This is a genomic window from Acidovorax sp. 99, assembly GCF_003096455.1.
GTDB classification, from domain to species: domain Bacteria; phylum Pseudomonadota; class Gammaproteobacteria; order Burkholderiales; family Burkholderiaceae_C; genus Acidovorax; species Acidovorax delafieldii.
Window position 1 is genome coordinate 4070374 of the sequence record NZ_QEKU01000001.1, and the last position, 13949, is coordinate 4084322.

At 66.3% G+C, this 13949-nt stretch carries 9 protein-coding genes; 6 read left to right on the forward strand and 3 right to left on the reverse strand.

Features of this window, described 5'->3' with window-relative positions:
* Positions 1 to 123: 123 nt before the first annotated feature.
* Together C8C95_RS18815 and C8C95_RS18820 are read right to left on the reverse strand one after the other, a co-directional pair.
* Positions 124 to 2817, reverse strand: coding sequence for a cation-translocating P-type ATPase (locus C8C95_RS18815; protein ID WP_116749570.1), 2694 nt, complete (start codon positions 2815 to 2817; stop codon positions 124 to 126).
* Between the two features lie 169 nt (positions 2818 to 2986).
* Entirely contained in the window at positions 2987 to 4990 is a 2004-nt protein-coding gene (locus C8C95_RS18820) for a U32 family peptidase (protein WP_116749571.1), read from the reverse strand.
* 226 nt (positions 4991 to 5216) lie between these two features.
* Here C8C95_RS18820 and C8C95_RS18825 point away from each other — a divergent pair, with 226 nt between their 5' ends.
* From C8C95_RS18825 to C8C95_RS18840, 4 genes are all read left to right on the forward strand, one after another.
* Positions 5217 to 6341, forward strand: a complete 1125-nt coding sequence (locus tag C8C95_RS18825; RefSeq protein WP_243415784.1) for a branched-chain amino acid ABC transporter substrate-binding protein — start codon at positions 5217 to 5219, stop codon at positions 6339 to 6341.
* A 141-nt stretch (positions 6342 to 6482) separates the two neighbouring features.
* Positions 6483 to 6734 carry a hypothetical protein gene (locus tag C8C95_RS18830; RefSeq protein ID WP_056067393.1) on the forward strand — a complete coding sequence of 84 codons (252 nt, stop codon included), beginning with the start codon at positions 6483 to 6485 and terminating at the stop codon, positions 6732 to 6734.
* 58 nt (positions 6735 to 6792) lie between these two features.
* Positions 6793 to 8184 (forward strand): tRNA adenosine(34) deaminase TadA, encoded by a 1392-nt coding sequence (gene tadA, locus C8C95_RS18835; RefSeq protein WP_116749573.1) that lies wholly within the window; start codon positions 6793 to 6795, stop codon positions 8182 to 8184.
* Between the two features lie 84 nt (positions 8185 to 8268).
* Positions 8269 to 9258, forward strand: a complete 990-nt coding sequence (locus C8C95_RS18840) for an LD-carboxypeptidase (protein WP_116749574.1) — start codon at positions 8269 to 8271, stop codon at positions 9256 to 9258.
* A gap of 91 nt (positions 9259 to 9349) precedes the next feature.
* Here the strand turns inward: C8C95_RS18840 and C8C95_RS18845 are convergent, their stop codons facing one another.
* Positions 9350 to 9709: a hypothetical protein gene (locus C8C95_RS18845; protein ID WP_108498163.1), complete on the reverse strand. Its 360-nt coding sequence runs from the start codon at positions 9707 to 9709 to the stop codon at positions 9350 to 9352.
* A 401-nt stretch (positions 9710 to 10110) separates the two neighbouring features.
* Here C8C95_RS18845 and C8C95_RS18850 point away from each other — a divergent pair, with 401 nt between their 5' ends.
* Both C8C95_RS18850 and C8C95_RS18855 read left to right on the forward strand, forming a co-directional pair.
* Positions 10111 to 11040, forward strand: a complete 930-nt coding sequence (locus C8C95_RS18850; RefSeq protein ID WP_207780620.1) for an adenylate/guanylate cyclase domain-containing protein — start codon at positions 10111 to 10113, stop codon at positions 11038 to 11040.
* A gap of 113 nt (positions 11041 to 11153) precedes the next feature.
* A complete protein-coding gene (locus C8C95_RS18855) occupies positions 11154 to 13706 on the forward strand; it encodes a penicillin acylase family protein (protein WP_116749575.1) in 2553 nt (850 codons plus the stop codon).
* Positions 13707 to 13949 lie beyond the last annotated feature (243 nt).

The window sequence follows — 13949 nt, forward strand, 5'->3', positions numbered from 1 at the left end:
TCGGCCCATTGCTGGATGAGGCCCGATGTGCCGATGGCGCGGGCCATTCTGGCACCCTGGACCCCTGGCGTCATCGAATCGTTGGCTATGTGCTTATGACGTTCTTGTGCGCCCTGGACTCTTTCAGGCCGAGGGCTCGTCCATGGCGCTGTCCATGGGCTCTGGGGTGGTGCGCCGCGCCTGCTGGCTGCGGCGCCAGGCCTTCTCGATTTCCACGACCACCAGCACCACCAGCGCGGCGCCGATGCACAGCACCAGCTCACCCAGGCTCAGCGGCTCGGTGCGGAAGATGGGGTTGAGCCAGGGCACATAGATGGTGGCCATCTGCAGCGCAAAGGTGAGCAGCACGGCACCCAGCAGCGGGCGGTTGCTCAGCAGGCCTAGGCGCCAGATGGGTTCGGATTCGGAGCGAATGGCGATCACATGTGCCATCTGCGCCAGCGTGAGCACGGTGAACACCATGGTCTGCCAGTGCGTGTGGCCGGTGTGCAGGGCCCAGGCCTGCACCGCCAGGCACAGCCCGCCGATGAGCAGGCCCACGCCCAATATGTGCTGCCACATGCCATGGGCAAACAGGCTCTCGCGCGGCGCGCGGGGCGGGCGCTGCATGATGCCGCGCTCGGCCGGTTCGGCCGCCAGCGCCAGGCCGGGCAGACCATCTGTGACGAGGTTGACCCACAGGATGTGAATGGGCAGCAAAGGGATGGGCAACAGCAACAGCGGCGCCAGGAAGATGGTCCAGATCTCGCCCGAGTTGCCCGTCATCGCGTAGCGCACAAACTTGCGGATGTTGTCGTAGATGCGGCGGCCCTCGCGCACCGCCGCGACGAGGGTGGCGAAGTTGTCGTCCAGCAGCACCAGGCTGGATGCCTCGCGTGCCACGTCGGTGCCGCCCTGGCCCATGGCCACGCCGATGTCGGCGCGTTTGAGCGCCGGGGCGTCGTTCACGCCATCGCCGGTCATGGCCACAAAGTGGCCCTGGGCCTGCAGGGCCTCGACGATGCGGATCTTCTGCGCCGGGTCCACGCGGGCATAGACCTGCACCTGCTCTACCTTGGCCCGCAGCGCGGCATCGTCCAATGTGGCCAGGTCGGCGCCGGTCAGCACCGGAGCATCGGCACTGCGCACGATACCCAGCCGGTGCGCAATGGCGCGCGCGGTGGCGGGGTGGTCGCCCGTGATCATCACTGGCGTGATGCCCGCGCTGATGCAGTCGCGCACTGCCGCCTGGGCCTCGGGGCGGGGTGGGTCGATGAGGGCGATCAGGCCCAGCAGCTCCAGCTGGTTTTCTACCGCCTCAATGTCGTTGGTGTCGGGCAGGCGGGCGTGGCTGCGGCGGGCCAGGGCCAGCACGCGCAGGCCCTGGGCGGCGAGCTGCTGTGCGGTGGCGAGGACCTTGGCGGTGTCGATTGGGGCAGCGCCTTCGGGCGTCCAGTGGGCGGTACAGCGGGGCAGCACGGATTCGGGCGCGCCTTTGGTGTAGGCCACAAAACCATCGGCAGCGCGGTGGAAGGTGGTCATGCGCTTGCGGTCGGAGTCAAAGGGCTGCTCCTGCACGCGGGGGCTGGCGGCGTCAAGCAGGGCCTTGTCCAGCCCGCCCGCGTGGGCGGCCAGCACCAGCGCGGTTTCGGTGGGGTCGCCCAGCCACTGGGTGCCTGACGGACCCTCTTCGTTCTTTGCCTGTAGCGTGGCATCGTTGCACAGCGCGGCGGCGCGCAGGGCCTCGGCGTGGGCGGTGCCGGGCAGGGGGTCGCCAGGCACCCAGCGCACGCCGTGGGCCAGCAGCAACTCGGCATGCATGCGGTTCTGGGTCAGGGTGCCGGTCTTGTCCGAGCAGATGGTGGTGACCGAGCCCAGGGTCTCCACCGAGGGCAGGCGCCGCACCAGGGCATGCACTGCCACCATGCGGCGGGCACCCAGGGCCAGCAGCACCGTGACCACGGCGGGCAGGGCCTCGGGGATGGCGGCCACCGCCAGGCTGATGGCGGTGAGGGCCATGAGCAGCGGCGCCTCGCCGCGCAGCACCCCCACCACGAAGATCACCGCGCAGATGCCCAGCACCGCTATCGCCAGGCGCTTGCCAAACGCAGCGAGGCGCAGTTGCAGCGGCGTGCTGCGGTCGCCGGTGTCAAGCAGCGTGGCCACCTTGCCCAGCTCGGTGCGCATGCCGGTGGCCACCACCAGGCCGCGTGCGCGGCCGTGGGTGGCGGTGGTGCCCTTGAAGGCCATGTTGGTGCGGTCGCCGAGCGCGCCCACGTCTTCGGCTGCCAGGGCTTCGGTCTGTTTGGCTACGGTGACGGACTCGCCCGTGAGGGCCGATTCATCCACCTGCAACTGCGCAATCTCGATGAGCCGCAGGTCGGCCGGGATCTGGTTGCCCGCCTCCAGCAGCACGATGTCGCCGGGCACGAGCACGGTGGCAGGCACCACCTGCACGGCACCGCCGCGCAGCACGGTGGCGTGCGCCGCCGCCAGCTGGCGCAGGGCAGCCATGGCCTGGTCGGCGCGCCAGGCCTGCACAAAGCCAATGACGGCATTGAGCACCACGATGACGAGGATGACCAGCGTGTCGGTGACCTCGCCCACCAGCCCCGAGATGACGGCCGCGCCCAGCAGCACCAGCACCATGAAGTCCTTGAACTGGTCGGCCAGCAGGCGCCACCAGGGGCGGTCCTGCGATGCGGCCAACTCGTTGGCGCCATGGGTGGCGCTGCGTCGCTGGGCCTCGTCGGCATGCAGGCCTGCGTCAGGGTTGACGCCATGGGCATGGGCCACGGCGTCGGTGGGGTGCAGGTGCGGCGCGGTGGATGGGGACATGCGGCGATCGGTGAAACGGGCCGCACGCCCACACAAGGGCTTCTTCGCGTTGCCTTAGAGCGGCTAACAAAACTCAGCGAAGCGGCCCTGGCTAGGCGTTTCGCCGCAGGCAGTACAAGTAGTACGACAAGGCGAGACAACGACGCCAGGGGAGTTTTGTTAGCCGCTCTTAGTGCGCGACTTGCGGCCGGGCTTTGTAGAACTGGAGCGGGGCTTCTGGCACCTGGTTCAGCACCTGGCGCTTGATCTTGCCCACCACATGCATTTCACAGGGCTTGCAGTCAAAGCGCAAGGTCAGCTTTTCCTTGCCATTGATCAACATCAAGGGTTCGGCCTTGATGGTGCCCTGCACACCCGTCACGCCCTTGGCCTGCTTGGGGCACAGGCTCATGGAAAAGCGCACGCAGTGCTTGGTGATCATGAGGCTGACCTCGCCTTCCTCTTCGTGCGCCTCGTACGCCGCAGCGATCACCTTCACACCGTGGCGCACGTAGAAGTCGTGGGCCTTGTGGTTGAACACGTTGCCCAGGAAAGAAAGCGTGTCCTCAGGGTAGGGCGCAGGCGGCTCCACTGGCGTGGCGCGCGGCAGGCGGGCAAAGTTGTGGGCCCGGTTGGCTTCCAGTTCGGCCACGGCATCGCGGCGCAGGGCGTTGAGCACCGAGGCGGGCACAAACCACGGCTGCGAGAGCTGCAGCGCAATGTCATGCACCGCAAACACCGTGGCGCCAAAGCGGCCGAGCTGCTCGCGCAGGCTGGCCTCGGCCTTGGCCGCGTCAGTGGCTGGCTGGTGGGGTTGCTGCACGGATGCACAGCCCACGTTGCCGTCCTCGTCGGTCAGCATCAGGCTGAAACCAGTGGGCGTTTCGCTCAGGTGCGCCCACAGGCCGATGCGGCGGTCGCTGGACTTTTTCTCCAGCGTGCGCACCCAGTCCATGTCGCGGTTGCGGTTGACCTCGGTGCCCTTGCGCAGGTCCTTGAAGCCGTCCATCGGGTCCTTGGGGTACACGCGCCACTGGCCCACGCTGCGGGCCGACACCGGCTCGGCCACGTTGATGGCCATGCCCACCAGTTCCTTGTGCAGGTCGTAGTAGCACAGGCCGTCGCCGTTGTGCAGCACGGTGGCCGGGTCGCTCAGTTCCAGCTCCACAAAGTCTGGGCCCAGCTTGGTCACCCAGCCGATGGCCTGGCCGGGGTTCTTGGGGGTGTCGAACGCGCCGATGTCTTCTTTGCGGCCCGTCACGAAGTAGTCGGTGAACTCGCGGTTGAAGTTCTGCAGTGGGTCGGGCGTGAAGGTGAAGGTGGTGCGACCGCTGGACGAGCGCGACAGCGGCCGGCCTTGGGCCTCGCGCTCTTCGATGCTCTCGTCGAGCAAGGTGCGGTAGTGGGCGGTGATGTTCTTCACGTAGCCCATGTCCTTGTAGCGCCCTTCGATCTTGAAGCTGCGCACGCCCGCATCGATGAGTGCGCGCAGGTTGTCGCTCTGGTTGTTGTCCTTCATGCTCAGCACGTGCTTGTCGTGCGCGATGAAGCGGCCCTGCGCGTCGGTCACCTGGTAGGGCAGGCGGCAGGCCTGGCTGCAGTCGCCGCGGTTGGCGCTGCGGCCCGTTTGCGCATGGCTGATGTTGCACTGGCCGCTGTAGGCCACGCACAGCGCGCCGTGGATGAAGAACTCGATGTTGGCGCGCCCCGGCGCATCCACGGGCCCCAGCGCCTTGTGCACTGCGGCGATCTGCTGCACCGTCAGCTCGCGTGCCAGCACGATCTGCGACAGGCCCGCGTCCTGCAAGAAGCGTGCTTTTTCGGGCGTGCGGATATCGGTTTGGGTGCTGGCGTGCAGCTGGATGGGCGGCAGGTCGATTTTGAGCAGGCCCATGTCCTGGATGATCAATGCATCCGCGCCCGCCTCGTACACCTGCCAGGCCATCTTGCGCGCGGCCTCCAGTTCATCGTCGCGCAGGATGGTGTTGAGCGTGATAAAGATGCGGCTGTTGAAGCGGTGCGCGTGTCTGACCAGGCGCTCGATGTCCCGAATGTCGTTGCCCGCACTGGCCCGCGCGCCAAAGGCCGGGCCGCCGATGTAGACGGCATCGGCGCCGTGGTTGATGGCTTCGATGCCAATGTCTGCGTCGCGCGCGGGCGAGAGCAGTTCGAGCTGGTGGGGCAGGAGGGACATGGGGCGTGATTATCCCAGCCTGCCTGGGCGGGCGGTGCGCGCCGGACGTATTAGCCCGGTTAATGCCGGAGCAAATTACTAAGTTTGCTTAGTAATTTTGCGAAAACGAGGGCTGAGGTGGCTACGATGTGGGGTTTGTTGTGTACAAGTTCGGTGCACAACAGGATGCTTTGACCGACCCAGGAGACTTTGTACTGTGCTGCGCCCCGTTTTCGCTTCTTCGCCTCTGTTCCGAATTTCTGCGCTGACCGCCCTTGCGCTGGCGGCCCATCTGGCCTCTGCCCAGGACGTACAGACCGTCAAGATCGCCCATGCGGGCCCGGTTTCGGGCGGCATTGCCCACATCGGTAAAGACACGGAAAACGGTGTGCGTCTGGCCATTGACGACCTGAACGCCCAGAACCTCGTCATTGGCGGCAAGAAGATCAAGTTTGAAATCGCGGCCGAAGACGACGCGGGCGACCCACGCCAGGCCACCGCCGTGGCCCAGAAGCTGTGCGACCAGAAGGTGGCGGGCGTGGTAGGGCACCTGCAATCGGGCACGTCCATTCCCGCCTCGGCGGTCTACGCCAAGTGCGACCTGCCACACATCACGGCTTCTGCCTCCAACCCCGACCTGACCAAGCCCGGCCACAAGACCACCTTCCGCCTGATCGCCAACGACAACGCGCTGGGTGCTGCCCTGGCCTTGTTTGGTGCGGACCACCTCAGGCTCAAGAGCGTGGCCATCATCGACGACCGCACGGCCTATGGCCAGGGCGTGGCCTCGGTTTTCAAGGCGACGGCGCTACAAAAGGGCCTGAAAGTGGTGGCCGAGGAGTTCACCAACGACAAGGCCACCGACTTCATGGCCATCCTCACCGCCATCAAGAACAAGAAGCCCGACGCGATCTTCTACGGCGGCCTGGACGCCCAAGCTGGCCCCATGCTGCGCCAGATGGAGCAGCTGGGCCTGGGCAACGTGAAGTTTTTTGGCGGTGATGCGCTGTGCACCGAGAAGCTGCCCGAACTGTCGGGCAAGACCCCCGCGCTGAAGAATGTGACCTGCGCGACGGGCGGTGCCTCGGTGGACAAGATGCAGGGCGGCTCGGACTGGAAGAAGCGCTACGACGCCAAGTTCCCCGGCCAGTTCCAGATCTATAGCCCCTATGCCTATGACGCCGCCATGGTGCTGGCTGACGCGATGAAGCGCGCCAACTCAGTGGACCCCAAGGTGTTCGCGCCGTTCCTCGTCAAGACTGAATACAAGGGCGTGACCGCCAACATCGCCTTCACCGCCAAGGGCGAGTTGACCACGCCCGCCGTGACCTTGTACACGTTCAAGGACGGTAGCCGCGTGGCATTGAACTGAGGTCACTCTCCGGCGTTGCTTCAGCGACTCCTGACCCCACGGCCGCTCCCTGCGGCCGTTTTTGCGTGCGGCGTTTGGCTTTACAGTCAGATCCCATCGCAAGAACGCGCGGGCCCCCGGTGCCCGCCAAGGAGCCCTGGTATGCGCGCAATGTTTGGATTGGTCGGACTGGTGGTGGTGCTGGCCATCGTGGGCCTGCTGGCCAAGAAGCAACTGGCGGCCACGCGCGCCCCCGTGCCCGCATTGCAAACCGCCACAGGCGCGGCGGGGCCTGCGTCGGCGCCGACCGGCACGGTGCGTGAGCAGAGCCAGCAGATGCAGCAGCAGGTCAAGCAGCAGGTAGAAGGCCTGATGCAACAGGCACGCCCCATGCCTGAAGACGAGAAAAAATAAGCCAGATTGCTTCTAAGCGCACATATTTCATGCCTTGGATGCTATTGAAAATATAGTAATGAAGATAGCCGACGATGCGCACTGGATGCGACTGGCCCTGGCCGAGGCGCAAGCCGCAGCCAGCGCGGGCGAGGTGCCTGTGGGCGCCATCGTGGTCAAGGACGGCCAGGTCATCGCCACTGGCCGCAATGCCCCGGTGGAAGGCCACGACCCGACGGCCCATGCCGAGATCGTGGCCCTGCGTGCTGCGGCGCTGCGCCTGGGCAACTACCGGCTGGACGGCTGCAGCCTGTATGTGACGCTGGAGCCTTGCGCCATGTGCGGTGGCGCCATGCTGCATGCCCGCCTGGCACGGGTGGTGTTTGGTGCGATGGAGCCCAAGACGGGGGCGGCAGGCTCGGTGCTCAACCTGTTTGGGCATGCCGAGATCAACCACCAGACCGAGGTGCAGGGCGGGGTGCTGGCCGAGGAGTGCGGCGGCCTGCTGAGCCACTTTTTTGCGCAGCGGCGCCGCCAGCAACGCGCCGAGGCATTGGCCCGCCACCCCCTGCGTGACGATGCCTTGCGTACACCCGATGCGGCTTTCGCGAACCTGCCCGGCTACCCCTGGGCTCCCCACTACGTCAGCGACCTGCCGAGTCTGGCGGGCCTGCGCCTGCACTACCTGGACGAAGGCCCGCGCGACGCATCGCGCACCTGGCTGTGTCTGCATGGCAACCCGGCCTGGAGCTACCTCTATCGCCGCATGCTGCCCACCTTTCTGGCTGCAGGCGACCGCGTGGTGGCGCCCGACCTGATCGGTTTTGGAAAAAGCGATAAGCCCAAGAAGGAAGGTGCGCACCAGTTCGAATGGCACCGCCAGGTGCTGCTGGAGCTGATCGAGCGGCTGGACCTGCGCAATGTCGTGCTGGTGGTGCAGGACTGGGGTGGCATCCTGGGCCTCACGCTGCCCGTGGCGATGCCCGAGCGGTTTGGCGGCCTGCTGGTGATGAACACGCTGCTGGCCACAGGCGATGCACCGTTGCCCCAGGGCTTTGTGGACTGGCGTGCGATGTGCCGGGACAAGCCGCTGTACGGGGTGGGGCGCCTGCTGGCACGCGGCAACCCGCACCTGAGCGCTGCGGAATGCGCAGCCTACGATGCCCCCTTTCCGGATAAAGGTTACCGGGCTGCGCTGCGTGCGTTCCCTGAACGTGTCCCTGCCGCCCTGGATGACGCCGGTGCGGCGCTGTCGCGTGAAGCCCGCGATTTCTGGCAGCACCGGTGGCCAGGCCGCAGCCTGATGGTGGTGGGGGCGCAAGACCCCGTGCTGGGACTGCCCACCATGCGGGCGCTGCAACACAACATCCGTGGATGCCCCGAGCCGGTGGTGCTGCCGCATGCGGGCCACTTTGTTCAGGAGCATGGCGAGGCCATTGCTGCACAGGCTGTGGAATACTTCACGCACTGATGTGCCCGCTCGTGCCCCTTGACTGCATGGGGCAGCGGGCATCCCCCCTGTTTACGGAGCAGGCCCCACCGGGGCCTGAGCGCTTTGCACGACCACCATCACGATCCCTCGCAGTGCGACCACGACCACGACCACGGTCCCAAGCACATCTACATCTACTCGCCTTCCAGTGCAGTGCGCGACAAGGCCGCCTTCAAGCGGGGCATCGCCCGTCTCAAGGCCCAGGGCCATGAGGTGGAGGTGGATGTGGACGCGCTGGCCACACACACGCGCTTTGCGGGCGACGACGCCACCCGGCTGGCCGCCATCCACCGTGCGGCGGCCAGCGGCGCCGATGTGGCGCTGATCTCGCGCGGGGGTTATGGCCTCACGCGTATCCTGCCGGGCATCCGCTACAAGGCGGTGGCCAAGGCCATCGAAAAGGGCACCCACTTCGTGGGCGTGAGCGACTTCACCGCCTTCCAGCTCGCCGTGCTGGCCAAAACCGGGGCCACCACCTGGGCGGGGCCGTCGCTGGGGGCCGATTTTGGCGTGGAGGGCGCGCCCGACGACATCATGGAAGCCTGCTTTGACGACCTGTTGACCGGCCACGGTGAAGGCACGGGCTGGCGCATGCACAAGGAAAAGCCCCATGCCACTACCGGCAAGCCTGCTGTGCCCAACGTCTATGTGAAAAGCGCCACCCTGTGGGGCGGCAACCTGGCGGTGCTGGCTTCGCTGGTCGGCACGCCGTACTTCCCGCAGGTCAAGGGCGGGGTGCTGTTTGTGGAGGATGTGCACGAACATCCCTACCGCGTTGAGCGCATGCTGACCCAGCTGCTGCACGCCGGTGTGCTGGCCCAGCAGAAAGCCGTGGTGCTGGGGCAGTTCACCAACTTCAAGCTGGCGCCGCACGACAAGGGCTACAAGCTGCAGTCGGTGGTGGACTGGCTGCGCACCCAGATCAAGGCGCCCGTGCTGACCAACCTGCCGTTTGGGCATGTCGAGACCAAGGTGCTGCTGCCCGTGGGTGCAACGGTGTCGTTGTCGGTGGAAGAGCGTGATGCGCTGATCTATTGGGGCCACCAGCACTGAACAGGCGGCGCTAACCCGGGGCCGCTGCGTGGCACGATGCCGGTGCGGCGTGGTGACCGGCCCCGGCCGTCAGGGCTGCAATCTCAGGGTTTCAGAGGTGCGCGCGGGGTGCGTTGGGCATTTGTGGCACCCGCAGCGACAGCGGCAACTGCCCCTGGAACATCGGCGTCACCCGGTCTAGCACCGTCTGCGCGATGGCCTCGCCGCGCAGCAGGGTGAGCGTGTCGAGCAAATCGCTGCGCAGGTACCACAGCGCTTCAATATCGCCCGCGTAGCGCAGGCGCATGTTCATGCGCGCCACTTCGCAGCCGGTCAGCCCCATCAGGCTGTGCAGCATGGCACGCCGCACCTCTTCCAGACCCTGGTCGCGCACCCAGGCCGTCGATGACGGCTTGTCACGACCGAGCAGGTCGTGCAGGTTGTTGCGGAGATTGGGCTTGTTCCAGCGCATGGACGGTGGGCTGTGCGATTTTTGTAACAGGGTCGATCAAAGTAAGCGGGAGTGAGGATTGACGCAAGGGTGACGCTCCTGTTTTTGCATAAAGACAACACGGCGCCCCCGTTTGTTGCGAACTTTTACGCAATTCATCGCGAATGCTTGCGGCGGCCTGACGCGAGGCAAGCGGGCGAACAGGTGCGCTGCTCGGCGTGTGTTTTGCCAGCACCTTCGGGCACCCAAGGTGCGCACCCTCCACGCCTACCGCTGCCATTAGCGCCTGCAGTGAGGCCGCAAGTACCGGGGCGCGTGGCCCGTAAAGACCCTGGCAAAGGATTGTTGACGCTTTGTTAGGTGCGTCTTCGTTGAGCTTGCACTAAACTGGTTCACATGATGTTACTAATCGGCCATCGTTCATGAGTGTGTTGTCAACGGTGGTCTTCGCCGACATTTCGGGCAGCACCTCGTTGTATGAAACGCTGGGCAACGAGCGCGCCACCGAGGCGGTGACTCAGGTCACGCAGTGGATCAGTGACACCATCGAGGCGCATGCGGGGCGCGTGGTCAAGAAGCTGGGCGACGGGGTGTTGTGTGTGTTTGGTGATGCGGCCAGTGCCGTGACTGCCACCACCCACATGCTGCGCCAGCACCAGGCGCGTCTGGACCGGTGGCCGCAGCCGCTGCGCATGGACATCCGCGTGGGAGTGGCCAGTGGCGAGGTGGTCGATGTGGATGGCGACTGTTACGGTGATGCCGTCAATGTGGCCTCCCGCCTGTGCGAGCGCGCGGGCCCCGCCGAAATCTGGGCCACCGAGACGACTGTGCTGCTGGCGGGGGCCGCTGCCGATGTGTGGTATCGCAAGCTGGGCCTGATGGAAATCCGCGGTAAGGCCGAGCTGCAGATGCTCTACCAGGTGGAGTGGCGCGAGAACGAAGAGCCCGACTCGCTCACCATGCAGGCGGCGCTGGTCAGCAGTTTTGCTCCGGCCGATTCCATCCTGGGGCAGATCCAGTTTTCCTGGCATGGGGTGGACATGTCGTTCACCTCGTCGGATGCGCCCGTGCATGTGGGGCGCGCCAACCATGCCCAGCTGTGCATCAATGACCCCCGCGTTTCACGGCTGCATGCGCGCATCGACTGGCGCAACAGCGGGTTCGTGCTGACCGACATGAGCAGCTTCGGCACCTGGGTGCGGTTTGACGGCAGCGACTCGCCCGTGCGGCTGCGCCGCGATGCCTGCATCCTGCATGGCACGGGGCAGATTGCGCTGGGGGTTCCCTTTACCGAGGCCAGTGCTCCGATCATGAACTTTCAGGTCGCCGGCACCAGCGTTCATCTGGGCTGAGGCCGTCGGCTGCCGCCGACAGCTGTCACAGCGCGGCGGACTCCCGGTCAGCGCGCAGCCCTTTCACTTCCGAACCCACACAAACAACCCAGAACAATCAGGAGACACGAGACATGGCGTGGATGAAGCGAACGGCCGTCGGGCTGGTGGTGGCGGCCTTGCTGGTTGGCACGGGGGCTGCCGTGTATGTACAGCGCAGCTTTGCGACACTGGATGGCAAGTTGGTCGTGAAGGGCCTGCGCCAGGCCGTGCAGGTGCAGCGCGATGGCGCAGACGTCACCCACATTCGCGCGCAGAGCCCGCAAGACGCCTGGTTTGCGATGGGCTACGTGCATGCGCAGGAGCGCACCTGGCAGCTGGAGTTCAACCGCCGCGTGATGCACGGCGAGCTGTCCGAAGTGTTTGGGCCGGCCACGCTGGAGACTGACAAGCTCATGCGCACGCTGGACATCATGGGCACGGCCAAGCGGCAGTACGCAGGCCTGCCGTTGTATGCCCAGGAGGCCCTACAGGCGTACAGCCAGGGCATTCATGCCTTCCACCAGAACCGCCCCCAGGCGCTGCCGCCGGAGTTCCATATCCTGGGCGTTCAGCCGGGTGGGGCCACGGGCGCCGTGTGGGAGCCCGAGGACAGCGTGGGCTGGGCGCTGATGATGGCGCTGGACCTGGGCGGCAACTGGGGCAACGAGTTTGCGCGGCTGTCCATTGCGAAAACGCTGGACACCGAGCGCTTGTGGCAACTGATGCCATCGTACCCGGGCGAGCGCCCCGCAGCCTCGGCCGACCTGGCCGCGTTGTACCGGCAGTTGGGGGTGTACCGGGCCACCGATGCCAACGCCTCTGCTGCACCGTCCGCAGCTACAGCGTTGGCCGATCGGGAGGCTGCATCTGCCGCGCTGGGCGACGGGCCCTTGTCCCGCCAGATCAGTGCCGGCATGCTGGCCTGGGCCGACGAGCTGACTCGCAATGCGGGCACCAACGAGGGCAAGGGCAGCAACAGCTGGGTGCTGGCAGGCACCCGCACCGTGAGTGGCAAACCGCTGCTGGCCAACGACCCGCACCTGGGCCTGTCGGCACCCGCCATCTGGTACTTTGCGGGCTTGCAGGCTCCCGCAGGCCAGGCGTCTGACGGCACCCCCATCGGCGCCATCGACGCGGTGGGCGCCACCTTGCCCGGCATGCCCTTTGTGGTGCTGGGCCGTACGGACAAATTGGCCTGGGGCTTCACCAACACGGGCCCGGACGTGCAGGACCTGTACCTGGAGCAGATCAACCCCGCCGACGCGTCGCAGTACCGCACGCCCGAGGGCTGGGCGCTCTTCACGGTGCGCAACGAAACCATCCGTGTGAAAGGGCAGGCCGATGTCGCCCTGAAGGTGCGCAGCACGCGGCACGGCCCCGTGTTGAGCGACGCGCAGAAGTCGCATGCCGACGTGCTAGACCTCGGCAAATACGTGCTGGCGCTGCGCTGGAGCGCGCTCGATGCCGACAACCAGACGGTGCTGGCGGGCCTCCAGACCAACCAGGCGAAATCGGTGGACGCGTTGTTCGCGGCTCTCTCGCACTACCACTCGCCGATGCAGAACGTGGTGGCGGCCGATGACCAGGGCAACATCCGCTTCAAGGCCGCAGGCCGCGCGCCCGTGCGAGACCCTGCCAACGACATCCGGGGCGTGGCGCCTTCGCCGGGCTGGGACGCCCGGTACGACTGGAAGGGGTGGCTGCCGTACGACCAGACGCCGGAGGACAACGGCGCCCGGGGCTGGATAGCCACCGCCAACCAGCGGGTGACGGCGCCCGACTATCCCCACTACCTGACCCAAGACTGGGCCTTGCCTTACCGCTACGAACGCATTGCGCAGCTGATCGAGGCCACCGACAAGCACGATGCCGCGAGCATGCAGGCCATCCACCGCGATGTGACCTCACTGGCCACGCGCAAGCTGCTGCCCTATCTGCAGCAGGCCAAGTCATCACACCCCCTGGCCGCAGCTGCGCAGGAGCAGCTCCAAGGCTTTGACGGTGTGATGGATGCGGGCAAGGCTGCGCCCCTGGTGTTTGCCGCATGGACCGACGAGCTGGCGCGGGGCCTGATCGTGCCGCGCATCGGCGAGGCGCGGTTCACCGCCACCTATGGCAAACGCGACTACCGGGCCGCGCTGGAGGGCATACTGGAGCGCAACGACCCCTGGTGGTGCCAGCCCGCAACGTGTGCAGAGCAGTCTGCCGCAGCCCTGGGACGCGCGCTCGACCGGCTGCAGGCGGCGTACGGCGCAGACCCCGCGCAATGGCGTTGGGGCGCGGCGCACCCGGCACTCAGCGTGCACCGGCCATTTGGCAATGTGCCTGCACTGGCCCGCTTTTTTGACGTGAGCGAGCCATCGCATGGCGACGCCTACACCGTCAACGTGGGGCAGTACAACGCGGGCGAAGCCAAGGGGCCGTTTGTGAACCGCCACGCCGCATCGCTGCGCGCGGTGTACGACCTGGCCGACCTGGAGCAGTCGCGCTTCATCTACCAGACAGGGCAAAGCGGCCTGGTGTTTTCGCCGCGTTACCGCGATATGAGCAGCACCTGGGCGCAGACTGGCTACCGTGCCCTGCAGCGCCAGCCTGCTCGCTGGTCCCATGAGCTGACGCTGGCCCCCGCACCGGCTGCACCGTAACCCCGGGGCCGAAGAATCCCAGCGGGTGGGGTCCTGGAGATCGAGCAGATTTGAGGCATGCAGGCCAACTACCGGCATTGGGAAGACGTCACGGTGAATCACTGCACTTCCGGTCTGTGGGCGCAGATGTCTGACCCTTACATGGTCACTTGAATGGGCTTCGTCATCGCGCCTTTTCAGGCCTGACCGGGAGCCGCAACGGATGGAGCCCACTGCATGACCGTGCGGAATGGCCGTTTTATT